At 40.4% G+C, this 24,353-nt stretch carries 17 protein-coding genes; 15 read left to right on the forward strand and 2 right to left on the reverse strand.

All coding sequences use genetic code 11. The features are described 5' to 3' along the window. The first annotated feature begins 30 nt into the window (after nt 1–30). The 5 genes from BMW61_RS00425 to BMW61_RS00445 all read left to right on the forward strand — a co-directional run bounded on the left by BMW61_RS00425 (nt 31) and on the right by BMW61_RS00445 (nt 9,426). Nucleotides 31–2,955 (forward strand): response regulator, encoded by a 2,925-nt coding sequence (locus BMW61_RS00425; RefSeq protein ID WP_091819385.1) that lies wholly within the window; start codon nt 31–33, stop codon nt 2,953–2,955. 18 nt (nt 2,956–2,973) lie between these two features. Next, nucleotides 2,974–3,741: a response regulator gene (locus BMW61_RS00430; RefSeq protein ID WP_022759844.1), complete on the forward strand. Its 768-nt coding sequence runs from the start codon at nt 2,974–2,976 to the stop codon at nt 3,739–3,741. A gap of 7 nt (nt 3,742–3,748) precedes the next feature. After that, entirely contained in the window at nt 3,749–4,444 is a 696-nt protein-coding gene (locus BMW61_RS00435) for a metallophosphoesterase (RefSeq protein WP_091819386.1), read from the forward strand. Between the two features lie 210 nt (nt 4,445–4,654). After that, nucleotides 4,655–7,429 carry an FAD-dependent oxidoreductase gene (locus tag BMW61_RS00440; RefSeq protein WP_091819620.1) on the forward strand — a complete coding sequence of 925 codons (2,775 nt, stop codon included), beginning with the start codon at nt 4,655–4,657 and terminating at the stop codon, nt 7,427–7,429. 2 nt (nt 7,430–7,431) lie between these two features. Further along, nucleotides 7,432–9,426, forward strand: a complete 1,995-nt coding sequence (locus BMW61_RS00445; protein WP_091819387.1) for an ABC-F family ATP-binding cassette domain-containing protein — start codon at nt 7,432–7,434, stop codon at nt 9,424–9,426. Between the two features lie 68 nt (nt 9,427–9,494). Here BMW61_RS00445 and BMW61_RS00450 read toward each other — a convergent pair whose 3' ends face one another. Beyond that, nucleotides 9,495–9,830: a hypothetical protein gene (locus BMW61_RS00450; RefSeq protein WP_022759848.1), complete on the reverse strand. Its 336-nt coding sequence runs from the start codon at nt 9,828–9,830 to the stop codon at nt 9,495–9,497. A 301-nt stretch (nt 9,831–10,131) separates the two neighbouring features. Between BMW61_RS00450 and BMW61_RS00455 the strand changes: the two genes are divergently transcribed. The 4 genes from BMW61_RS00455 to alr are packed head-to-tail and all read left to right on the forward strand — an operon-like array spanning nt 10,132 to nt 14,373. Beyond that, a complete protein-coding gene (locus BMW61_RS00455; RefSeq protein WP_022759849.1) occupies nt 10,132–10,782 on the forward strand; it encodes a redox-sensing transcriptional repressor Rex in 651 nt (216 codons plus the stop codon). 32 nt (nt 10,783–10,814) lie between these two features. After that, on the forward strand, nt 10,815–11,498 hold the full coding sequence (locus BMW61_RS00460) for a hypothetical protein (protein ID WP_022759850.1): 684 nt from the start codon (nt 10,815–10,817) through the stop codon (nt 11,496–11,498). Beyond that, a complete protein-coding gene (locus BMW61_RS00465; protein ID WP_091819388.1) occupies nt 11,476–13,119 on the forward strand; it encodes an NAD(P)H-hydrate dehydratase in 1,644 nt (547 codons plus the stop codon). The genes BMW61_RS00460 and BMW61_RS00465 overlap by 23 nt, the downstream gene beginning before the upstream one ends. Before the next feature lie 48 nt (nt 13,120–13,167). After that, entirely contained in the window at nt 13,168–14,373 is a 1,206-nt protein-coding gene (alr, locus tag BMW61_RS00470; RefSeq protein WP_022759852.1) for an alanine racemase, read from the forward strand. Nucleotides 14,374–14,531: 158 nt separating this feature from the next. Here the strand turns inward: alr and BMW61_RS00475 are convergent, their stop codons facing one another. Continuing rightward, entirely contained in the window at nt 14,532–15,500 is a 969-nt protein-coding gene (locus tag BMW61_RS00475) for a hypothetical protein (RefSeq protein WP_091819389.1), read from the reverse strand. A gap of 135 nt (nt 15,501–15,635) precedes the next feature. Here BMW61_RS00475 and BMW61_RS00480 point away from each other — a divergent pair, with 135 nt between their 5' ends. The 6 genes from BMW61_RS00480 (at nt 15,636) to recO (ending at nt 24,242) form a co-directional block, all read left to right on the forward strand. Then, nucleotides 15,636–17,042 carry a hemolysin family protein gene (locus BMW61_RS00480; RefSeq protein ID WP_091819390.1) on the forward strand — a complete coding sequence of 469 codons (1,407 nt, stop codon included), beginning with the start codon at nt 15,636–15,638 and terminating at the stop codon, nt 17,040–17,042. Between the two features lie 19 nt (nt 17,043–17,061). Further along, nucleotides 17,062–17,802 carry a YebC/PmpR family DNA-binding transcriptional regulator gene (locus BMW61_RS00485; RefSeq protein ID WP_022759855.1) on the forward strand — a complete coding sequence of 247 codons (741 nt, stop codon included), beginning with the start codon at nt 17,062–17,064 and terminating at the stop codon, nt 17,800–17,802. Between the two features lie 118 nt (nt 17,803–17,920). Continuing rightward, a complete protein-coding gene (locus BMW61_RS00490) occupies nt 17,921–19,567 on the forward strand; it encodes a hypothetical protein (RefSeq protein ID WP_091819391.1) in 1,647 nt (548 codons plus the stop codon). 16 nt (nt 19,568–19,583) lie between these two features. Beyond that, a complete protein-coding gene (locus tag BMW61_RS00495; RefSeq protein ID WP_022759857.1) occupies nt 19,584–22,532 on the forward strand; it encodes an insulinase family protein in 2,949 nt (982 codons plus the stop codon). Then, the gene (era, locus tag BMW61_RS22335) at nt 22,525–23,592 is read left to right on the forward strand and encodes a GTPase Era (protein ID WP_242876565.1); all 1,068 of its coding nucleotides are present in this window, start codon (nt 22,525–22,527) and stop codon (nt 23,590–23,592) included. Before BMW61_RS00495 ends, era begins: the two co-directional genes overlap by 8 nt. Then, nucleotides 23,592–24,242, forward strand: coding sequence for a DNA repair protein RecO (gene recO / locus BMW61_RS00505; protein ID WP_091819392.1), 651 nt, complete (start codon nt 23,592–23,594; stop codon nt 24,240–24,242). Before era ends, recO begins: the two co-directional genes overlap by 1 nt. The last annotated feature ends 111 nt before the right edge of the window (nt 24,243–24,353 follow it).

A 24,353-nucleotide genomic window follows, 5' to 3' on the forward strand; every position in this document is an offset into this window, starting at 1 on the left:
TAACAGGCTTAGGAAATAAGAGAGGTTTCTATGGATAATAAAGTAAAAAAAATAAGCGCTGTATATAAATGCGTTTCTGTTCTTATATGGATAATCCTTACGTCATTATGTGTTTATACTTCCCTGTATGGCGATAAGTTTATGTATGTACATGACGATAAGATCTTGTTTACATTTTATCTGTTGCCGTTTCTTCTTGTCGGTGGTCTGTTTGGTTATTTCTTTGGCATGATTTCGTTTATGATAGCTTTCGTTGTCTCTATCGCTTCAGCGCTTACAACAGCTTACAATATGTCGATTTTTCTTGTTGCAACGCTATGCATTTCCATTTTTGCACAATATATGTTTTTTAAAAATATTAAAAAGACTGCTATTGCCTGCATTGCGACACTTCTTATTACTACACTTATCGAATATGCCTGCCTGTCAGTGGTACAGGTCGGAAGATATGATCTTTCCAATATCTCTCATTTTATCGACTATATTTGCAGGGATGTGTATTCTGTAATATTCTCAGTACTTGTTGTATATATCATTCTGTCAAAAGCACCCGATTTTATAAAAATATTTTTTCCAATTGGGATTGCTTATACTAAGGCGTATGAAGAAAACAAGGAGCTACAGAAGAATGTCAGAAAGACCAAATTAAGTGTTAAAATTACTGCTATTATCATCGCACTTGAACTAATTCTTGGTATAGCTGTTGCTGTTTATATGATGATCCTTTTCCCGGACCTGAAAAATATGTTTGTGGGAGGTATTGAGAGACGTGAACCGGTCCATATAGAAAATACCGAAGATATGGTTCAGGAAATTAAAGACCTTGATTTCAAATTTGATGATGCAGCTCTTGGCTTTGATATAAAGATGATACTACTCATGATGTGCGTGGGTGTGCCGTTTGCTGCAATAGCAAATTTTTACACGAAGATGGTCATAGGCAGCCCTATCGGACGTATGTCTGATTTTATGTATGACTACGCCAATGCTGATGACGATACAAAGCTTGAGGTAGGAAAAAAGGTTGACAATCTTACAATAAAAACAGGTGATGAGATACAGGTTCTTCATGAATCCATGCAAACCACGGTTCATTCCATAGAGGACTATATAGGACGATTAAAAGCGAAACAGGAGCTTGAAAAGGAGCTCGAGGTTGCGCAAAAGGCCAGTGAAGCAAAGTCGTCCTTTTTATCTAATATGTCTCATGAAATAAGGACTCCCATAAATGCAGTCCTCGGAATGAATGAGATGATACTCAGGGAGTCGGATAACGACAGAATTCTTGAGTATGCAAATAATGTAAAAAGCGCCGGAAATTCTCTTCTTGGAATAATAAACGACATACTGGACTTCTCAAAGATTGAAGCAGGTAAAATGGATATTCTTCCGGTGCAGTATCATTTGGGATCAACAATAAACGACCTCATAAATATGGTGGCTGTAAAAGCCGAAGAAAAGGGGCTTAAACTCGAACTTAATATAGATGAGACGCTGCCTACTGTTCTTATCGGAGATGAAATCAGAATAAAGCAGTGCGTAACCAATGTACTTTCAAATGCTGTAAAGTACACCGAGGAAGGAAGTGTTGCACTCAATATCAGCTACAGAAAAGTAGATGATAAGACCATTATGCTTAGATTTCAGGTGATTGATACCGGTATAGGAATAAAGGAAGAGGATATAAATAAGCTATATTCACCCTTCGAAAGAATTGAGGAAATCCGGAACCGTTCAATAGAGGGTACCGGCCTTGGAATGAGCATAGTTAAGAAGCTGCTTGCACTCATGGATACGAGACTTGAAGTAAAGAGTGTATACGGTGAGGGTTCTGATTTTTCATTTGAAGTGCGACAGCAGGTTGTATCCTGGGAAGAACTGGGAGACTTCAAGGAAAAGTACAAGGAATATCTAAAAACACTGGAAAAATATCATGAGAAATTCAAAGCTCCTGAGGCAGAAATTCTCGTGGTTGATGATACTCCGATGAATCTAACGGTCGTAAAGGGACTTCTAAAGACAACGCAGATACAGATTGATACCGCTGAGAGTGGAAGGGAGACGCTTGAAAAGGTAAAGAATAAAAAATATGATGCGATTTTCATAGATCATAGAATGCCGGAAATGGATGGCCTTGAAACCCTTGCTGCAATGAAGAAGATGGAGGAAAATCTATCTGTTGATGCTCCGTGCATCGCACTTACGGCAAATGCAGGTGCAGGTGCCAGGGAGGAATATATGGCAGCCGGTTTTGATGATTATCTCTCAAAACCGATTGACGGCGGACTTCTGGAGGATATGCTTAAGACATATCTGCCTTCTGAAAAGCTGATACTTGAGGAAGAATCAGAAGACGTCTATGATAAAGATGAGAACGATGAGAGACAAAAGCTTTATAAAACCATAGAAGGTATAGACTACGAGGAGGCATTAAAAAACTGCGGAAGCCTTGATATTCTTCAAAATGTTATAGAGGAATTCCATGTGTCCATAGATTCGAAGGCTGATAATATTGAACGATTTGCAGCAGATAATGATTACAGAAATTATACGGTTGCTGTTCATGCACTGAAAAGTTCAGCCAGGCTGCTTGGTGCGATGAAGCTTTCTGAAGATGCCGCATATCTTGAAAAATGCGGTAATGATGAGAGTACTGAAGAGATAAAGGGAAAGACTCCTGAGCTTTTAGCTCTTTACAGAAGCTATAAGGATAAACTTCAGCCCGCAATTGAAAAGAGCGAAGAAACTGACCTTCCTGAAATACCGGTAGATGAACTTGAAGGCGCTTTTTCAGATATGAAAGAATTATTGGAAGCCTACGATTTTGACACGGCTGATGGAATAATGAAGATGCTGTCCGATTACAGTATTCCGGATGACTATAAAGATAAATATAATAAAATTGTGGAATTGATGGCTGCTGTTGATAGAGATGCACTTCTGGAACTTCTTTAAAATATGAGAGGGGTTTTTATGGATAAACGAGTACTGCTTGTGGGTGGTAAGAAGAGCTTTATGGTAACTTCGATTGAAAAGGAGCTTAAGGCGGAAGACTTTGAGGTAATTCGCGCGGATGCAGATGTAACTCAGATTGAAAGAATGGAAGATAAACCGTCTGTATATCTTATTTATGTTGATGACATTGATGAGATGCTGGAGCTTTTTGTGTATCTGAAGGATAAATCAGTTGAAGATGATATCTCCATAAGTGTGATAGGATCCAGTGATGAACTTGAAAAGATATATTCAAAAATCTCACAGGACAGAATCGCTGCGGTTTTTGAGAGACCGGTCAATGTAAAAGAGCTCGGAAGTAAAATGACTGCTGTTGTCCAGAATGAGGAAGTGCGCCTGCAGAAAAAGAAGATTCTTGTTGTTGATGATGACGGCACAATGCTGAGGACAATTAAGAGCTGGCTGTCGGAAAAGTATCAGGTCTTCATGGTGAATTCCGGAATGAATGCCATCACTTTCCTTGCTAAGAACAAGGTTGACTTAATTCTGCTTGATTATGAGATGCCCGTTATTACAGGGCCCAAGGTTCTTGAGATGCTTCGTAGCGAGTCAGGAACAAGTGATATACCTGTTATGTTTCTTACCGTTAAAAATGATAAGGAGAGCGTAGCTCAGGTCATTTCACTTAAACCTGAGAAATATCTGCTTAAAACCATGCCTCCTGCTGATCTTATCGCCAATATCGATGAGTTTTTCGAAAAGCAGAAAATAAAGAATTATAAGTGAGGTTTTTATGTCGCTTTATGCACTTGGTGATCTGCACCTTTCCTTTCAGTCCGACAAGAATATGGATATTTTCGGGAAGGTGTGGAAGAACCATGAAAAGAAGATAGAAAAAAATTGCAATAAGATGATCACTGACGATGATACGCTTGTGCTGGTCGGGGATCATACCTGGGGCAAGGGACTTGAGAACTGTGAAAAGGACTTTGAGTTTATAGAAAAACTCCCGGGAAGAAAAATACTTATTCGCGGAAATCATGATAATTTCTGGAACGCTAAGAAAACCCAGCGCCTTAATGATATGTTTAATGGAAGGCTTTTGTTTTTACAAAATAACTACTATCCCTATGGGGACTACGCACTGGTAGGGACCAAGGGATATTGTTATGAAGGATTCGATACAAGGCAGCACGCCGATATGCTGATTGAACGTGAGGCAAAAAGATTAAAGATATCATTTGAAGCGGCCAGGGCAGACGGTTTTGAGAAGTTTATAATGTTCCTGCACTATCCGCCAACTTCAATTGATGAAAGAACAAGCAGATTTACTTTTATGGCGAAGGCCTACGGAGCAGAGCAGGTGATTTATGCTCATTGTCATGGAAAAGAGAGATTTCATGACAGTCTTTTGGGAAAAATTGACGGTATAAAATATAGTCTCGTTTCCGGGGACTATCTAGATTTCAAGCCTTTGAAAATTCTTTAACAAAGAGTTTCCAAAGGCTCATTTTATGGGAAAAATGGGTATCTTAAATCGTGGATATATGATATTATGTTACATGTAGTAGGAGTTTGCGCATTGATGAGACAGGAGAGAAATGTGATGCCGCATCGTGCGCTATAATTATGCAATTTTTTAGAAAGTAGGTTATTTCTTATGGGTAACAGTATTAAAGACTGGAAAATCGGTGACCCGATGATCAATGAGAATGATTATTGGCAGGATCCAAATTATGTGGCAGAGGATCCCGAGAAGGAGCAGCTTGTTTTAAAGCTTGCATCCATGATTACCGATCGCTATGCGAAGAAGCTTTTGGGAAAGCTTAACAACAGAGACCCCGAGTATTGGATGCTTGACCTTATTCTTAATAAAGAGCAAGTTAAGTTCCTTATCAACTTTAAGAAGACTCGTGTGCCTTACAGTATTGAGGAACTTGCCTCAATGAACAATATGAGCGTCGAAGATGCTCAGAAGATGATAGATCGACTTGTATGGATCGGTATTGTCGAGATGAATCGTGCCAAGACTGCAGATAAGCACAAGCAGTATGAGCTTCCGATTTTCGTACCCGGTTCTGCCGAGTTCATGATGATGCAGGATAAGCTTACGGATGAATTCCCGCAGCTTGCAACATTCTTTAATCTTATGACACAGCTTCCGCTTGGCGGCATTACTCAGATGGTTCCTCCCGGAGGAGCAGGTGTAGGTATGCACGTTATTCCTGTTGAGAAAGCTATCAGCATTGAGAATACATCAGTCCCTGTTGAGCATCTTTCAAGATGGATTGATATGTATGATAAATACGGTATCTCCGAGTGTTCCTGCAGAAAACAGCAGACAATGCGCGGAGAGGGAAGCGGTGAGATTCGCGGTGACTACTGTATCGGAATGGGCGATATGGCTGAGTATATGGAAAGCCGTGGAATTGGCCATTATGTAAGCAAGGAAGAAGTTTACGAGATTCTTGAGCGTGCAGAGCGCCACGGATATGTTCACCAGATTACAAATATCGATGGAGAAGGAAAAATAGTTGCTATCTGTAACTGTGCTCCCGGTGTATGTAATGCACTTCGTACATCACAGCTTTACAACACACCCAACCTTTCTGCATCTGCATACCGCGCACATGTCGAGAAGGATAAGTGCGTTGCCTGCGGAAAATGTGTTGAGGTATGTCCTGCAGGTGCAGCTAAGCTTGGTCAGAAGCTTTGCAAAAAGGATGGCTCACAGGTTACTTATCCTAAACAGGAACTTCCTAATTCCAAGAAGTGGGGACCTGAAAAGTGGAATTACAATTATCGTGATGACAATAAAGTGAACTGCTATGAAACAGGTACAGCTCCCTGTAAGACAGCATGCCCCGTACATCTTTCCGTTCAGGGATATATCAAGATGGCTGCAGAAGGAAGATATGAGGATGCCCTTAAGCTTATAAAGCAGGATAATCCGCTTCCGATGATCTGTGGTGCTGTATGTAACAGACGCTGTGAGGATGCTTGTACAAGAGGTACTATCGATCAGCCTCTGGCTATCGATGAAATCAAGAAGTTCATAGCTTCTCTTGATCTTGAGAAGGATTCAAGATATGTTCCGCTTTGCGAGAAGCACGACGGCGGAATGTGGTCAGATGACTACAAGATGGCTATTATCGGGGGAGGCCCCGCAGGACTTTCCGCAGCATATTTCCTCAGAAGAGACGGTTATCCGGTAACAGTATTCGAGAAGGAAAAGAGACCAGGTGGAATGCTTATGAACGGTATTCCCAGCTATCGTCTTGAAAAAGATATCATCGAGGCCGAGATTGACGTTATGAAGCAGATGGGCGTAGAGTTCAAGTGCGGCGTTGAAGTAGGTAAGGATGTTACTATCGAGGAACTCAGGAAACAGGGGTATAAGGCATTTTTCCTTGCAATCGGATGCCAGGGCGGAAGACTTGCAGGTGTTCCCGGTGAGGACGCTGAGGGAGTTCAGACAGGTGTTGATTTCCTCAGAAAGGTTAACCTTGATCACAGTGTAAGATTAAATGGCGACACTGTTGTTGTCGGCGGTGGTAACGTAGCAATCGACGTTGCAAGAACTGCAGTAAGAGCAGGTGCTACAAAGGTGACAATGCTTTGCCTTGAGAGTGAAAAAGAAATGCCTGCCGCAAAGGATGAAGTTGAGGAAGCTAAAGAAGAAGGCATTGAAGTATTAAACGGATGGGGGCCTAAGGAAATTCTTACTGAAAACGGTAAGGTTACAGGCATAGTATTCAAAAAATGTACTTCTGTAAAGGATCCTGACGGAAGATTCAATCCTAAGTACGATGAGAACGAGACCATCACTATTAAATGTGAGAACGTTCTTCAGTCCATTGGACAGTCAATTGTATGGGGTGACCTTCTTAAGGGAACCAAGGTTGAACTTCGTCCTAACGGTGGAGTTATTGCTGATTCACTTACACTTCAGACTGCAGAGCCTGATATTTTTGCAGGCGGAGATGTATTTACAGGTCCCAGATTTGCAATTGATGCTATCGCAGGTGGTAGAGAAGCATGCGTTTCAATGAACCGTTTTGTACATCCCGGAAACAGACTTGACCTTGCAAGAGACAGAAGAGAGTTTATAGAACTTGATAAGGATGATATACTTGTTGAGAGCTTTGACAATGCTCCGCGTCAAATTCCTGGCAAAAAAGCCGGAATTGCAAAGGATACCTTTGACGATCTTCGCCTTACCCTCACAGAGGAGCAGGTAAAGAAAGAGGCAAACAGATGCCTTGGATGCGGTGCAACTACTGTTGATGAAAACAAATGTATCGGTTGCGGTCTGTGCACAACAAAATGCGAATTTGATGCAATTCATCTTAGCAGGGATATACCTGAAGCAAGTACTATGGTAAGATCAGAGGATAAGCTCAAAATGGTCGGACCGTATGCTGCGAAGCGTGCGGCCAAAATAGTAATTAACAAGGTGAAAGGTAACAAATAATTTTGGTACTAAACTGTCATGATCTTTCAAAATCCTTCGATGGTAAGGATGTTTTGAAGGGAGTATCTTTTCATATTGAGGATAACGAGAAGGCTGCGATAGTAGGAATAAACGGTGCAGGGAAGACGACGCTCATCAGAATGATTATTGGTGAGCTTACTCCCGATACCGGATCGGTTACGTTCTCAAGAGACACGACTTTTGGATATCTTGCTCAGAATCAGAACATAGACAGTGCGCACAGCATCTATGAAGAGCTTCGCGAGATGAAAAGGGATGTTATTGATCTGGAGACTGAGATACGAGCTGCGGAAGCTCAGATGGATATTCTTCGCGGCGAAGAACTTGATCTGCTCATGGAACGCTATGCTCAGATGAACCACGAATTCCAGCTTAAAAACGGTTATGCCTGGGAGAGTGAGGTCATTGGTGTAGCAAAAGGTCTCGGATTTTCTGAGGATGAATTCGATAAGAAAACATCGACGCTTTCCGGAGGGCAGAAGACCAGAGTGGCTTTGGGTAAGCTTCTTTTGCAGAGCCCGGATCTTATAATTCTCGATGAGCCTACAAACCATCTCGATATGAACTCCATAAGGTGGCTTGAGGGTTATCTTATGAATTATAAGGGTGCAGTGCTTATTGTATCCCATGACAGATACTTTCTGGATCGTATCGCCCAAAAAGTGATCGAAATAGATCAGACAAATGCTGATGTTTATATTGGAAACTATACTGCATATGCTAAAAAACGCGAGCAGATCAGAGCTGCCAAGCTGAAGGCATATCTGAATCAGCAGGCAGAAATTAAGCATCAGGAAGAAGTTATAGATAAGCTTAAACAGTTTAACCGTGAAAAGAGTATCAAACGTGCCGAGAGCAGAGAGAAGATGCTCGATAAGATAGAACGTCTTGAGAAGCCCACGGAGGTAAGGGATGATATGCGTATAACCCTTACACCTAACTGCGTGAGCGGTAATGACGTAATGCATGTTGAGAGTATTGCCAAATCCTTTGGAAATGAGCAGCTCTTTAAGGATATTTCTTTTGATATTAAGAGGGGTGAGCGTGTTGCAATTATCGGCGATAACGGAACCGGTAAGACAACAATGCTTAAAATCATTAATGGCATGGAGACTCTTGATGAAGGAGAAATCATTCTCGGTGTAAAGGTTCATGTCGGTTATTACGATCAGGAACATCAGGTTCTTCACAATGAAAAGACTCTTTTTGAAGAATTATCCGATGCATATCCGTCAATGAATAATACTGAGATCAGGAACACTCTTGCAGCGTTTCTTTTTACCGGTGATGATGTGTTTAAACGCATCGGAGATCTTTCCGGTGGAGAGAAGGGAAGGGTTTCACTTGCAAAGCTTATGCTTTCAGAAGCTAATTTCCTGATTCTCGATGAGCCTACGAACCACCTAGATATTACCAGCAAGGAAATTCTTGAGGATGCTCTTTGCGGATATGAAGGAACTGTTTTATATGTCAGCCATGACAGATATTTTATAAACAAAACAGCGACCAGAATACTTGATCTTACTCACGGATCACTGGTTAATTATATTGGTAACTACGATTACTATATGGAGCATTGTGAGGAACAGACAGCTCGTGCTATTGCTGAAAAAGGAGATAATTCCTCTTTTGGCAGAGGAATCGAGATGGATTCCGCAGATGCTGTTTCAGGTTCGGGGTTTGGCAAGCTTGCTTCAAAAGGAAGTACTTCCGATGCTGATTCCGGTTCAGGTGCAGCAGACTGGAAAGCACAAAAAGAAGAAGCAGCAAGAAAGCGTAAACAGGAAGCTGCTCTGAAAAAATGTGAAGATGAGATAGCTAAGTTGGAAGAGAGGAATGAGATAATAAATGAAGAACTCTCAGATCCTGATGTAGCGACCGATCTTGCTAAGGTTCGAAAGCTATCCGATGAACTTTCATCAAACGAAGAACGCCTTTCGGAACTCTATGATGAATGGGAAACCTTATCTGAGTAATCAAAAAAGAAGCTCTTTCAAGGACTAACTTGGAAGAACTTCTTTTTTACTTTTCTCATTTAAAACCCTTATGCAAAAGCATCAAAGGAACTACCGGGTTGACTGTAGGAATAACCTGACATATCACGTCCGTAACCTACCGTTGTGTTACCGAATTTTGAAGCAATCTGATTATATTGCTGGCTTACTTTCAGAGCTTCATCCTTGCCATCGGTACTGGCAACTTCACCGACTTTTACTTCCTGAGCATTAGGATAAACGACAGGAGCAACAGTGGCGATATCACCAACAGCCTTATGCTTGTCATACACATCCGATACAGGAGCCTGATTGGATACTGTATAATTCATAGGCCTTGCCTGGTACATATTGTAAGCACCTAATCCATCAATTGACATTCCCATATTTTTATCTCCAACTTCTAAAAAACTACATAGGAAGATATGGTTATTATAATTTCCAATTCGAAACAATTCATAAACTGGGTATTAAAGAAAAAATAAAAATGCATATTTCTGAAAACTAATTTCATCAGATATTATCTACGTTGAAACATATTTTCAAATTTGTATTAATGACAAATAAAATTATTGTAAAGTCAATTTATAAGATTGACGAAAATTTAACAGATAGTATAATTAAAATTAGCCGAATTTACAGGGTAATAAATAACATAATTTTTTCGGTGTCAGTCATGGAGGATGTATGGCGAGAAAAGAAATATCTCAGGCTGTTATCAGCCGATTGCCCCGCTATTTCAGATACTTAGGTGAACTGAAAAGTCAGGGAATAGATAGAGTTTCATCTCAGGAACTCAGCGATATTATGAAGGTTACTGCTTCACAGATCAGGCAGGATTTTAATAATTTCGGAGGCTTCGGACAACAAGGCTACGGCTATAATGTTGAGTACTTATATGAGGAAATAGGTAAGATACTCGGCCTTGACAGGGAGCATACACTTATCATTATTGGGGCAGGTCATCTTGGACAGGCTCTTTCCGGTTATAACAATTTCTTCAACAGAGGATTTATATTTAAAGGAGCTTTTGATTTAAATCCTAAGCTTCATGGTAAGAAAATACGTGATATTGAGATCAGACCTGTCGAAGAGATTGAACAGTTTGTAAAAGAAAATAAGATAGAGATTGCGGTCCTTGCAATACCTAAGGATCAGGCTGTTCCTATGGCGGATAAACTTGTAAAATGCGGCATAAAGGCTATATGGAATTTCGCACATGTTGATCTTGATCTTCCTGAGAATGTTCAGGTCGAAAATGTTCATCTGTCAGATTCGCTTATGAAACTTTCATATAGCATTGATAGATATGAAAATAATCACAACTCCAGGAAATAACAAGTGATTTAAACCGCTTGGAGGATGCCGGTATGGCTAATAACGACTATTCTGATGCTCTTGTCGGAAAGGATATTCCGATTCTTTCCAAGGATGAAAAATGGCAACAGCTTTTCCTTCTTAGTCCCAAAACTCCCAAAATAAAGGAGCTTGAGGCTGAGCTTAATAAGCTTGTGAACATACAGGAAAAGACAAGGGAAAAAATTAAGGACATAAAGAGGCTTAAGAAAAAGCTTCTCGGTGAGATTGTTGTCCTAAGAGATGATGCGGGAAAGAATCCAAAGAGGCGGAAGAAGATTGAGGCCGAAATTGATGATCATACACGCCTTATCAAGGAGTGCAATGATAAGATAGAGGAGTGCGAGGACGATATGCTCGGACTTCCCAGAGAGATTTATCAGATCGATTATCAGCTCATGATCGAGACGATGAATATCTTTTATAAAAGAATGCATGATAATACCCTCGAAATCGATGCTGTTGATGAGTGGATATCAAAAGTAAGGGTACAGCTGAAAAAGAATATTATCCGAATGCAGGAAAAAGAGCTCGAAAACTTTAATGTATATTCCTATATGCACAACATTTTCGGACCTGAAGTTATTGATCTCTTTGATCTAAAGTACGATCCTGAAAAACGACACCCTGTAATCAGACCCGGAATGACTGAACGCGATGGGATAATAGTAGAAGATGAAAAATTTACCGATAATTGATAAAAATTCAAATTATGTTGTAAGCGCTGCCGAGATGAAGCGATGTGATGCGGCTACAATCTCCGAGTTCGGAGTGCCGCAGGATGTTCTTATGGAAAGGGCGGCGCTTTCTATATGCAAATATGTAAAAAAAGCTCTTCCGGAGGGTGGTAAGGTTCTGATTCTTGCGGGAAGCGGGAATAACGGCGGTGATGGAATTGCAGCGGCCAGACTTCTTTTTCAGGATAAAATACCTGTCACGCTTGTTCTTGTTAATCACAGTCTAAGTGATAAGGCTTCAAATACAAAAAGGACTTCCGCATGTAGCTCACAGCTGAAAATAGCATTGTCCTATGGCCTTAATGTCGTGGATTTTGATCAGTCCAAACTTGGCTCTCAAATAAAAAAATGTGACGTAATAATTGATGCCATGCTGGGAATAGGCTGCTCAAGGGACCTTACGGGGGATTATTCAGCCGCGGTATGGGAAATCAATTATTCAAGAGAAGATTATGATGGGAAATTCCCACATGTTATAGCAGCTGACATACCAACAGGTATTAATTCGGATACGGGGCAGGTACATGGCTATGCAATAAGGGCAGATGAGACAGTGACCTTTGGCTTTTTGAAAATGGGGCTTGTTTTTTATCCTGGAGCTGCTCATGCAGGTGAGATACATATAGTGAATGTGGGTATCACTGAGGATGGCTTTTTGAAGGATTATCCCAAATTTAAGTATGTTGACATCCCTGATAAAAAGGAAATCCCGGTTAAGCTGCTGCCGCCAAGAAATCCTGCGGGTAATAAAGGTTCGTTTGGGAAAGTTCTTGTGGTTGCCGGAAGTAAAAAAATAAGCGGTGCATGCATAATGGCTGCTGAGAGCTGCATTCGAAGCGGTGCCGGCATGATAAAGGTTTATACAGATGAGGCAAATCTCTCGGCTATTCAGACACTTCTGCCTGAAGCCATGACGGATACTTATACCGAAGAGGGATTCAATCTTTCTGATACTATTGAATATAGCAAAAGCAAAGAAGCTCTTATTTCAGCAATCGGATGGGCGGATGCTATAATATGCGGACCGGGAATAGGAATCAATAATTCTGCAAAAGAAATCATGAAGATTATTCTTCAAAATGCTGTGCTCCCTCTTATTCTTGATGCGGATGCACTTAATATCATATCATCCGAAAAAGATATAAGAGATCTTGTTTGCGCATACAATGCAGATATTATTATGACGCCTCATCTGGCTGAGTTTTCAAGACTTAGCGGTAAGGATATACATGATTGCAGGACTTGTATCATGGATGAGACGGCAAGACTTGCAAAAGAATTTCATGCGAGTATTATATGTAAGGACGCACGAAGTGTTATTTCCGACGGAGAAAGAAATTTTATTAATATAAGCGGAAATGATGGAATGGCGACTGCAGGAAGTGGTGATGTTCTTGCAGGTCTTTTGGGTGCGCTCGTTCTTTCAGGATACAGTGATGTCTTTGAAGCTGCTGTGGCCGGTGCTTATCTGCATGGTGTAGCAGGAGATATGGCGGCAGTAAAGCACGGAAGGCAGGGTATGACGGCAAGAGATATCTCAGGAAGTCTTCGAGATATTTTTTCCGGGAATATGAGCTGTTAAGCTTTGAGTTAAAAAACAAATATTATGAAATCAGAGGCAATATGAGAAATGCTTGATGAATATTCAAGAGTATATGCAAAGGTAGACTTGGATGCGATATCCCACAATGTGGATTGTATGTATAATTCGCTTCCGAGAAATACAAAAATGCTGGCTGTAGTTAAGACAGACGGCTATGGATTTGGTGCGGTTCCGATCGCAAGGATGCTCCAAAATGATGTTTATATATGGGGATTCGCAACAGCAACTGCAGAGGAAGCCTTTGAATTAAGAGAAGCAGGCGTAAGTAAGCCTATTCTTGTTTTAGGCTACACTTTCCCTTATGCATACGAGAGAATGCTCAGAGAGAATATAAGGCCTGCGGTTTTCAGATATGACATGTTGAATCATTTGTCAGAGCGTGTAAAAAAGAGACGAGCTCAGGGCGGAAAAGAGGTTTTTCATGTGCATATTGCAGTGGACTGTGGAATGAGCAGGATTGGAATTCGCCCTGATGCTGATGGCGAGAACTTTGTAAAAACTGCTCTTGCTACAGACGGAATAGAGGTTGAGGGTATTTTTACCCATTTTGCAAGAGCTGATGAGGCTGATCTTACCGATGCCCACACAAGACTTAAGGAGTTCGGTGATTTTGTTTCAAAAGTTGAAGAATATAACGGATACAAGATACCGATAGTGCATTGCTCAAATAGTGCAAGCATAATCGATATGCCCGAAGCTCATATGGATATGGTCAGGTGTGGTGTAACCATGTACGGCATGTGGCCTTCGGAAGAGGTGAGCAGAAATAAGATAGACATTAAGCCCGTAATGTCGTTATACAGCCATATATCATACATAAAGGATATCCCGGAGAACACTCCCGTGAGCTATGGCGGAACATTTGTGTCCGATAGGAGAATGAGAATTGCGACCATTCCGGTAGGTTATGGTGATGGTTATCCCAGAAGCCTTTCAGGCGGCAAGGGATATGTTCTTATTCATGGTGAAAAAGCCAGAATTCTCGGAAGAGTATGCATGGATCAGTTTATGGTGGATATATCCGGTATTCCCAATGCAAAAGAGGGAGATGAGGTTATCCTTATAGGCACTGCCGAAAGCTCTTTCGGAGAAGGAGAACCCGCTAGAATAACTGTCGAGGAGCTTGGTGAGATCAGCGGAAGATTTAACTATGAATTTACCTGCGATTTAAATCACCGCGTTCCAAGACTTTATGTCAAAGATGGAAAAATATTAAAGGATTTTGAGATTTAATAAAAAAAGCCTTTCCCTTGGGGGCGCTCGACGTCCGGGGTTGCTACTCGTCCGGGGGACGAGTGCTTAGCAACGACCGGAGTGGAACGTAGACCGTCGGTTCAGCGCGGACCGAAGCGGAGCGAAGACAGGTGTAAGCGAAGCTGACGGATGAGGGGTTACCCCAGCCTTTTTTTTGCCTCGCTGTATTGATGGTTTATCTCTTGCAAAGCGGAAGTATCACCATCCATATTATCCGGGTGATAGAGCTTTACAAGAGATTTATATTTTTTATTTGCTGAATCAAGGGTTGTGCATCCGGCAAAGAAGTCAAAGTGCTCAGCAGCAGAGCTGTGCTTAAATGGTTTATTAAAGCGGCTTTTTATTGGTTCTTCATCATATTCTGTATCATCAAAGTCTTCCTCATAATAGAGGTCTGATCCATTTTCATATTCCTCAAAATCTTCTTCATATTCATTATTGTAATCATCCTCATATTCATCTTCGTAGTCCTCTTCATAAAAATCATCAAGAGCTTTCTGTCTTTTTGTCTGACCGAAAGTATCATTTTCAAACTCATCGTGGTGTCTTTGAAGCCATCTGTCATAGCTCTTTTCGTTAAGCTTTCGTCCTACTGAAGGGAAAAGTCTGCGATATCTGGCTTTGAATACATCAGAAGACGATTTTCCTATAATTACGCTTCCGACAAGATATCCGAATAGATCTATCAGTACTGGGATGAGCAAAATTCTTCCCGCATAGACAAAGGTCCCTGCACCGATAAATACAAGAAATATCGGAACCGCAAGTATGAGCAGAAACAAAAACAGTATAAAATACATAAGAGTTCCACTGTACTGGGACAGAAGTGTAAGATATCCCTGAAGCGTTTCAAGGATAAGATTTTTCGTGCTTGTGGAATCAAAATTGATGGGAAGTATAGAAGACAGGACGTTTTCACCTGCAAAAACTTCTATTATCAAGGCAATAAAAAAAAGACTGTAAACAATTCCTGTAACAGGCAGTATAAGTAAGAACAGTCGCAGTAGCCAGAATAATAAGCGAAGGAAAAAACCTATCATATCGAAAATGTTTTTAATTATCCATATAAGTCCTTTTGTAAGGAACTCAAAAAATGCTGAAATCATATGCTTATTTTACTTTAACGAAAAAACGATGACAAGTGGGTAAGAAATTCTCGTTTTCTTGACTGTAAATACGCAAAATGCTATATTTTATTTTGACGCATTTTGCGATTTTGATAGCAAAGGAGATGAAAATAGATGGACGATGGTGGGCCTACTGCCACTGCTTTTTTACTGATATTTATTGTCATGATTCTCATGGATGTGCTCTGTTATGGTTTTGGAGCAGCAATTGAGAATCTGAAACCGGATGATCTAAATAAAAATGGTGATAAGGATGAGGATAATCCAAGTCCTTTACGTGAAAGAGAAAAGAAAACAGCTAAGAAGCTCGAACAAATACTTGAGTTTCCCGGGAGATATATAAACACGATACAGCTGCTTACTCTTCTTATAAACATGATATTCGGTGTAATTTATATCAGAGAATTAAGCAGTATCACATACGGTCTCTTAAGCCGTCATATTAGTAATATCACACTTTTGCATATTATTTCATACGGCATAGCCTTTGTATTGCTGATGTACATCATCTTAACGATAGGTGTTCTTATTCCGAGAAAACTTGGTGCCAGATATCCTGAGAAATGGGCGTATTTCGGCGTTGGTGCCATTTCAATGATAATTACCGTCTTTAGTCCGTTCACAGGTCTTGTAAGACTTACGGCGATGGGAATTCTTAGATTGTTCGGTTTTCATTGGGATGCTGATGATAATGATGTAACAGAGGAAGAAATAAAATCGATGGTATCCGAGGGGCAGGAGCAGGGAGTTCTTCAGGATTCCGAGGCTGATATGATCTCAAATATTTTTGAGTTTTCAGATAAGCAGGCTCAGGATATTATGACTAACAGGAAAGCGATGGTATGTATAGATGGAAATACCACGCTGAAGGAAGCTGTAAACTTTATGCTTGATATGAATAACAGCCGATTTCCTGTTTATCTTGATAATATAGATCATATCATTGGAATTCTTCACATTAGAGATGCGATGAAAAAGCTTTCGGAGCACACTGATGATGATACACCCTTAAGAAAAACGAGAGGACTTTTGAGGTCTCCCAGAAACGTGCCTGAGACCAGGAATATTGACAGCCTTTTCCATGACATGCAAAAGTCCAAGACGCAGATGGTCATTGTTATTGACGAGTATGGTCAGACCGCAGGGCTTGTGTCTATGGAGGATATTATCGAGGAAATAGTCGGTAATATAATGGACGAATATGACGAGGATGAAGACTATATTGAGGCTACATCCAATGAAGATGAATTTATAATTGAGGGTAAAACTCCTCTCGAGGATCTTGAGGATAGGTTTGGAATTGAATTTGAGGATGCCAATTTTGAAACCGTAAATGGGCTTCTTATCTCAAAACTGGATAGAATCCCTGAGGAGGGTGAGGACTTTACCGCGGAAATCGAAGGATATTCATTTAAAATTCTTTCGGTTAAGAATCACATGATCCAAAGCGTTTTGGTTAAGAGGATTAAAGAAGAAAAATCCGAGGAAGCCGAAGACGATCAGGAAAATAAAGAAAATTAATGACTTTTAGGAGGATACAATGTCAGGACATTCAAAATTCGCTAATATTAAGCATAAAAAGGAGAAGAACGACGCTGCAAAAGGTAAGATCTTTACAGTCATCGGACGTGAGATTGCCGTAGCAGTTAAGGAAGGCGGTCCCGATCCGTCAAACAATTTCAAGCTTGCACAGGTTATTGCTAAGGCAAAGGCAAACAACATGCCTAATGACACTATTGAGCGTGGAATTAAGAAGGCTGCAGGAGCTGACGGAAGTGTTAACTATCAGACACTTACATATGAAGGCTATGGCCCGGGCGGCACAGCAATCATCGTTGATACACTTACAGATAATATCAATCGTACAGCTGCAAATGTAAGAGCTGCATTTTCAAAGGGCAACGGTAATGTAGGTACACCCGGATGTGTATCTTACATGTTCGATAAAAAAGGTCAGATCCTTATCGATAAGGAAGAGTGCTCTATGGAGTCAGACGACCTTATGATGCTTGTCCTTGATGCAGGGGCTGATGATTTTAATGAGGAAGATGACAGCTACGAGATTCTTACAACACCCGAAGCTTTCCAGGGAGTTGTAGAGGCTCTTGATAAGGAAAAGATTGTGTCTGCTTCCGCAGAGATTACAATGATTCCTCAGAACTATGTTGAGGTTACTGACGAGAACAACATCAAGTGCATCCAGAGAATTCTTGATATTCTTGAAGAGGATGATGATGTTCAGGCAGTTTATCACAACTGGGACGACAGCGCAGCTGAATGATTTGAAATAACCCTACTTTAAATGACGAAGTGGGAAAAATTATCCCTGCCTTCTCCTAGGGGAGAAGGTGGCACGAAGTGCCGGATGAGGGGAAAATAAAACATGGGGAGGCCTTGAGATGAAGCTGGAAAAGACATGGATGGGGATTTGTGTCTGGGTAATTTATTTTGTGGGAATGTTGTTTGCCATAGGAGTTACCGGCTTTGTTTCGGGGCTTTTTCCATATTATGGCAGATATTATGTGGCAGGCGGCTTTATTATTGCGTGTTTGGCAGCGTCTGCTCTAATTGGATTTCTTGCAAATCTTGCAGTTTCGAAGGTAATTTCATCGACCGCTATAAGTGAATATAAAAAGCCTTTGTGGCTCGAAATATTTCTTCCATTGGCAATAATTATTGCCGGAATAATTATATTTGGATATACATCGGCATTGATAAATGATTATACGGGTAATATGAATCTGTATAACAGTGCTGTTGTAGCAGCGTCAGGGCAGGAGACATTATCTGGTGGAATGGCTGACAGAGCGTATGTTGGTTGTCTTAAGGTGTTTATGGGATTTTTGGGAAATTCTCTCAATTCCGCGTATATGCTCAATTTAGTCCTGAGAATCTTTATGGTTATATTTTTATATATAAGCTTGAGAAAGGCTCTTGGATTGATCCCGGCTTTCCTTGGAGCAGCTTCTGTTGTTGCTATTCCGACTTTTGGGTATTCTCTGAAAACCATTGATTCTATGCATCTTATAGGCATGACATTTTTCTTGCTTTTGATGCTCACTGTATTTTATGTGAAAGGCTTTACAAAGAACTCCTGCAATAGGTGGTACTATAAGATTTTTAGTATCCTGCTCGGAGCATTTTTTGGTCTCATGATCTATCTGGAGGCGTCCAGTGCTGCCATTATAGTATTCCTTGTAGCGGCATGGGTGCTTTCTGATATGTACTGCGAGACTTTCAATATTTGTCTGAATGAAATTATTCTTTTGGTTTCCGGAGTGCTTTCTTTTGGAGGAATGCTTATTCTGGAGGGCGGATATGATAATATACCCGATACTTATTTTCACTGGACTTGGAGATTTTTCGGCTATAATGAAAATGCATGGCTTCTTATGGTAAAGAGCTCTGCATATAATACTTACCTGGCTTTTGGACTCCTTACACTCGCTCTGATACCGGCTGTTTTATATCTTATAAAGCGAGATACAAAAATTTGTCCATTACTCATGCTTTCGGTACTGGGGATTGTTTGCTCGGTATTCCTTGGTGATACGATAGCAAACAGTGAGGTTATGATCGTTGCTTTCGTGGTTATCATGATATCATGCGGGATTTCTGCTATCATACATGTAAGGGAATTTGAGCCTGTCGAGAAGACGGAGAAGACGGAGAAGACGGAAGAGCCGGAGACCATAGAAAATATTGAAAAAATGAATGACAGCAAAGAGAAGACTCCCAGATATGTTCCTGAGGGGATGGTTTTACCGGTTGGAGAAGAGGATGAAGAAGATATCGCTCCGCACTTCAATATGAATCGCCCTGAAATGGCAGCTATCGGAATTCTTTCGGTTGGAACTGCGGTCGCCGCAGATAAGATGGCTTCAAAAACAGAAGAAAATGTTTCGCAGCCTCTGACTGAAATTGAAGAAGATTCTGTAGAAGAACCGGCAAATGAATCTGTAGAAGCATCTACTGAAGAGCCTTCTGCTGAAAGAAAAGATGATTTTGACCTTAACATCGCACCGGACGATGATTTTGATATTTAATTTGTGAGGATAATTTATGAAAGTTGAAGAACTTAGTACTTACGAAGTATTAGAGCATAGAAGAATAGAGGATCTAAATTCGGACAGCTTCATTCTTCGTCATAAAAAGACGGGGGCGAGGGTTGCACTGTTATCAAACGATGACGATAACAAGGTTTTCTATATCGGTTTCAGAACTCCGCCCAAGGATTCCACAGGTGTTGCTCATATAATTGAGCACACTGTTTTGTGCGGCTCCAAAGAATTCCCAATAAAGGATCCTTTTGTAGAACTGGTCAAGGGGTCGCTCAACACTTTTTTGAATGCTATGACGTATCCGGATAAGACAGTTTATCCGATTGCAAGTTGTAACGATGCCGATTTCCAGAATCTTATGCATGTATATCTTGATGCCGTTTTTTATCCGAACATATATAAAACAAGCAAGATATTTATGCAGGAGGGTTGGCACTATGAGATGAACAGTGCCGATGATGAACTTGGAATTAACGGTGTTGTTTATAATGAGATGAAGGGTGCCTTCTCATCAGCAGATGAAGTGGTTGCCAGGGTTATAAGGAAATCACTTTTCCCTGACACCACCTATGGCATTGAATCAGGGGGAGATCCTGATGAAATCTATAATCTTACATATGAGGATTATCTTGATTTTCACAGAAAGTATTATCATCCTTCAAATAGTTATATCTATTTGTACGGGAACATGGATATGGCTGAAAAACTTAAATATATTGACGAAAACTATTTATCTGCATTTGACAGTCTTGAGGTTGATTCCGAGATTAAATTGCAGAAGCCTTTTGATGCGAGAAAGGACATAAGGGATTTTTATCCGATATTGAAGGAAGATTCTCTGGAAGATAATACATATCTCTCGCTTAATTTTTCTGTTGGAAGCAGTCTCGATCCAAAGTTCTATGTGGCTTTCGATGTACTTGATTATGCGCTGTGTTCTGCTCCCGGAGCTCCAGTTAAAAAAGCACTTATCGACAAAGGTATAGGAAGCGAAGTTTTCAGTGAATACGATAATGGCATAATTCAACCCGTATTCTCTATTGTTGCGAAAAATGCTAATCCTGAGCAGAAAGAAGAATTTGTTTCAACTATCGAACAGGTTATAAAAGAGCAGGTAAAAAACGGTATTGATAAAAAAGCTCTTCTTGCAGGCATCAATGCCGATGAGTTCAAATACAGAGAAGCTGATTTCGGAAGATTTCCAAAAGGACTTCTGTATGGTCTGCAGGTACTTGACAGCTGGCTTTATGATGACTCAAAGCCCTGGATAAATATTGAAGCAAACAATACCTTTGCACTTTTGAAAAAAGAAGTGGATACAGGTTATTTTGAAAAACTTGCTGAAGAATACCTCTTAAACAATACGCACAGCACAGTTCTTACCATGGAACCTAAAAGAGGACTTACAGAAGAAAAAGAGGAAGCACTTAAAAATAAGCTTAAAGAGTATCGCGATAGTTTGAGCGCTGAAGAAATCAAAAAAATTGTAAAGGATACAGCAGAGCTTAAAGCTTACCAGGAAGAACCCGACAGTCCTGAAGATCTTGCTAAAATTCCGCTTCTTACCAGAGAGGATATACGTAAAGAAGCTGATAAATATTTTAACGAATTAAGAAAAGTTGGCGATCAGAAGATACTGTTCCATGATGTGTTTACAAATGGTATAGGATATCTGAATTTTGTTTTTGATATGGGAAAAGTTCCGAATGAGCTTCTTCCTTATGCACCAATGCTGAAGACATTACTCGGTCTTATGGATACAGAGAATTACAGTTACACGGATCTGTACAATGAGATTAATCTTCAGACAGGCGGAATAAATGCTTCCATAAGCACATATACTGATGCACAAAACGTTTCTGAGTTTAAGACTACTTTTGAAATAACAGCAAAAGCTCTTTACCCGCAGCTTGATAAAGCCTTTGCGCTGGTAAATGAGATTATATTAAAGACGAAGTTTGATAATAAAAAGAGAATTCTTGAAATTCTTGATGAAGCATGCAGCAGAGCGCGTTCAGACCTTTCAGGGGCGGGCCATCACAGCGCTGCGTTAAGAGCTCTTTCTTACGTGTCAAAACCGGCTATGATTTCCGACATGGTATCAGGAATCGGTGGATACAGATTCATGGAAGAAGTCAGAGAGAGCATACTGGAGGATGGTAAGGCGGCAGATAACTTCATTTCAAAAATGCTTGAGCTATGTAAGATTATCTTCCGACCGGAGAATCTTCTGGTTGATTATACGGCAAGTGAGAAAGAATATGCCGGACTTGAACAGAAGGTGGAAGATTTTGCAAAAGGACTACACTCCGAAGAGATTAGCACAAAAGGATTTGAGATTACGTGTGAAAAGAAGAACGAAGCATTTCAGACAGCAGGACAGGTTCAATACGTTTGTCTTGGCGGTAATTTCGCATCCAAGGGCCTGAAATATGACGGTTCGCTGCGCGTACTTAAGGTTATGCTCGGTTATGATTATCTTTGGAAAAATATCAGAGTTCTTGGCGGTGCATACGGCTGTATGAGCGGTTTTGCCAAGAACGGAGATTCTTATTTTGTAACCTACAGAGATCCGCATCTTTCAAGAAGTATAGATGTTTTCAAAAAGGCTTCCGATTATCTTAAAAATTTCGAAGCTGATGAGAGAACAATTACACAGTTTGTAATCGGAGCAATAAGTGATCTTGATACGCCCAAGACCCCTGCGACAAAGGGAGCCTATGGTCTTACTGCTTATATGTGTAATGCTGATTATGAAGATATTCAGAAGGACAGAGATGCGCTTCTTGCTACCGATCAGGAAAAAATAAGAAAGCTTGCGGCATATATCGATGCCTTTGTGGCTGATGACTGCTTATGTGTAGTCGGTGACGGCAATAAGCTTATGCAGAATAAGGATTTATTCGGGAAAGTGGAGCAGCTTATTTATGCAGGAAAATCAAATGAATAATAGTATGAAGTGTGGCTATGTAACTCTTATAGGAAGACCGAATGTTGGAAAGTCTACACTTATGAATCATCTCATAGGACAGAAGATAGCCATAACTTCGCATAAGCCCCAGACAACAAGAGGAAGGATACAGACGGTTTATACTGATGACCGCGGACAGATAGTTTTTCTTGATACTCCCGGTATTCATGAATCCAAGAATAAGCTTGGGGAATATATGGTCAAGGTCGCGACCAAGACTATAGAAGAAGTTGATCTTATTTTGTGGCTTGTGGAACCGAGTACTTTTATCGGTGCAGGGGAGCATATGATAATTGATCAGCTCAGGGAGTGCAGTAAACAGGTTATCCTTGTTATTAACAAGATTGATACTGTATCTGCTAATGAGCTTCAAAGCTTTATCGATGCTTATAAAAAGGAGATGGATTATGCGGATATAATTACCGTCTCAGCTTTAAAGAGCGATAATCTTGATGAGCTTATGCAGACGATTTTTGACAGACTTCCCTACGGAGATCCTTTTTATGATGAGGAGACACTTACGGATCAGTCAGAAAGAGATATTGTAGGAGAAATTATTAGAGAAAAAGCACTTAGACTTCTATCGGATGAAGTTCCTCATGGCATAGCGGTAACTGTCGAGACTATGAAGACAAGAAAAGCTGCATCTCCATTAAAAAAGAAGAAGTCAAAGTATGTGCATCCGCCAAAGAAGAATAAAGCTGCCGAGAATGTACAGGACACTGCGGATGGTGCGCCTGATCTCGAAGCTATGTTAGCGGCATTAAAGGGCGGAGAAACTGATGCTGCCGATGTGTCAAATGAAACAGAAATCATGGATATAGAAGCCTCCATCATTTGCGAGCGTGATTCGCACAAAGGAATAATTATTGGTAAAGGCGGTTCTATGCTGAAAAAAATCGGCTCTCAGGCAAGAACCGATATCGAGAAGATGGTGGGCTGCAGAGTTAATCTTCAGTTATTTGTAAAGGTGAGGAAGGACTGGAGAAACGATACAGTACAGATGAAAAATTTTGGTTATAAGGATTCAAAGAAATAATGGTAGAATTAACCACTGTGAACGGAATTATTATTAAGAGGTCGCCTGTCGGAGAATACGACTGGGTGGTAACAATTTTAACTTCCGAACGTGGTAAGATTTCTGCTTTTGCAAAAGGTTCAAGACGTCCGGGAAATCCACTTTCGGGCGAGGTTGAACCTTTTTCCTTTGGCGAATTTAAGTTATATGAAGGGCGAACCTCATACAACATACAGGAAGCAAATATCAGAAACTATTTTGAATACTTCAGACAGGATTTTAATGCTTCTCTTTATGGTATGTATTTCATGGAGCTGGCGGACTATTACACAAGAGAGAATAATGACGAGCGAGAGGTATTAAAACTTCTATATCAGTCTCTTCGTGCGCTTGAATCAGATAAACTTGATAACAGACTCGTCAAATGTGTCTATGAAATAAAGGCGCTGGTAGTTAACGGAGAGTTCCCCGGAATACCCACAGACAGAGATTATGTGCAATCAACTGCATATACTCTGGAGTACATTAGGAATACGAACGTTGAGAAGCTGTTTTCTTTTGCGGTAACCGATGAGGTATTGCATGAACTTGAGCATATATGCGATATTTACAGGAAGCGATTTATAGACAGAAAACTAAACAGTCTTGAAATGATAAATATGATTACATAAATACGAACAGGCTTCATGAAAAGAATTAATTATAGAAATTGAAAAACAAGAAAATGCGGTATATAATCTAAAAAGTATGCGCACATATATCGTGCGCATACAAAGTTTCAT

Origin of the sequence: Butyrivibrio sp. ob235 (assembly GCF_900109475.1) — a bacterium.
Lineage (GTDB): Bacteria > Bacillota > Clostridia > Lachnospirales > Lachnospiraceae > Butyrivibrio.

Coding starts and splice junctions, on each gene's coding strand:
- BMW61_RS00495 (WP_022759857.1), top strand. CDS start 19,584: ATGAAAGTTGAAGAACTTAGTACTTACGAAGTATTAGAGCATAGAAGA.
- BMW61_RS00430 (WP_022759844.1), top strand. CDS start 2,974: ATGGATAAACGAGTACTGCTTGTGGGTGGTAAGAAGAGCTTTATGGTA.
- BMW61_RS00425 (WP_091819385.1), top strand. CDS start 31: ATGGATAATAAAGTAAAAAAAATAAGCGCTGTATATAAATGCGTTTCT.
- BMW61_RS00480 (WP_091819390.1), top strand. CDS start 15,636: ATGGACGATGGTGGGCCTACTGCCACTGCTTTTTTACTGATATTTATT.
- BMW61_RS00465 (WP_091819388.1), top strand. CDS start 11,476: ATGAAAAATTTACCGATAATTGATAAAAATTCAAATTATGTTGTAAGC.
- BMW61_RS00485 (WP_022759855.1), top strand. CDS start 17,062: ATGTCAGGACATTCAAAATTCGCTAATATTAAGCATAAAAAGGAGAAG.
- BMW61_RS00475 (WP_091819389.1), bottom strand. CDS start 15,500: ATGATTTCAGCATTTTTTGAGTTCCTTACAAAAGGACTTATATGGATA.
- alr (WP_022759852.1), top strand. CDS start 13,168: ATGCTTGATGAATATTCAAGAGTATATGCAAAGGTAGACTTGGATGCG.
- recO (WP_091819392.1), top strand. CDS start 23,592: ATGGTAGAATTAACCACTGTGAACGGAATTATTATTAAGAGGTCGCCT.
- BMW61_RS00435 (WP_091819386.1), top strand. CDS start 3,749: ATGTCGCTTTATGCACTTGGTGATCTGCACCTTTCCTTTCAGTCCGAC.
- BMW61_RS00440 (WP_091819620.1), top strand. CDS start 4,655: ATGATCAATGAGAATGATTATTGGCAGGATCCAAATTATGTGGCAGAG.
- era (WP_242876565.1), top strand. CDS start 22,525: ATGAATAATAGTATGAAGTGTGGCTATGTAACTCTTATAGGAAGACCG.
- BMW61_RS00455 (WP_022759849.1), top strand. CDS start 10,132: ATGGCGAGAAAAGAAATATCTCAGGCTGTTATCAGCCGATTGCCCCGC.
- BMW61_RS00490 (WP_091819391.1), top strand. CDS start 17,921: ATGAAGCTGGAAAAGACATGGATGGGGATTTGTGTCTGGGTAATTTAT.
- BMW61_RS00460 (WP_022759850.1), top strand. CDS start 10,815: ATGGCTAATAACGACTATTCTGATGCTCTTGTCGGAAAGGATATTCCG.
- BMW61_RS00450 (WP_022759848.1), bottom strand. CDS start 9,830: ATGGGAATGTCAATTGATGGATTAGGTGCTTACAATATGTACCAGGCA.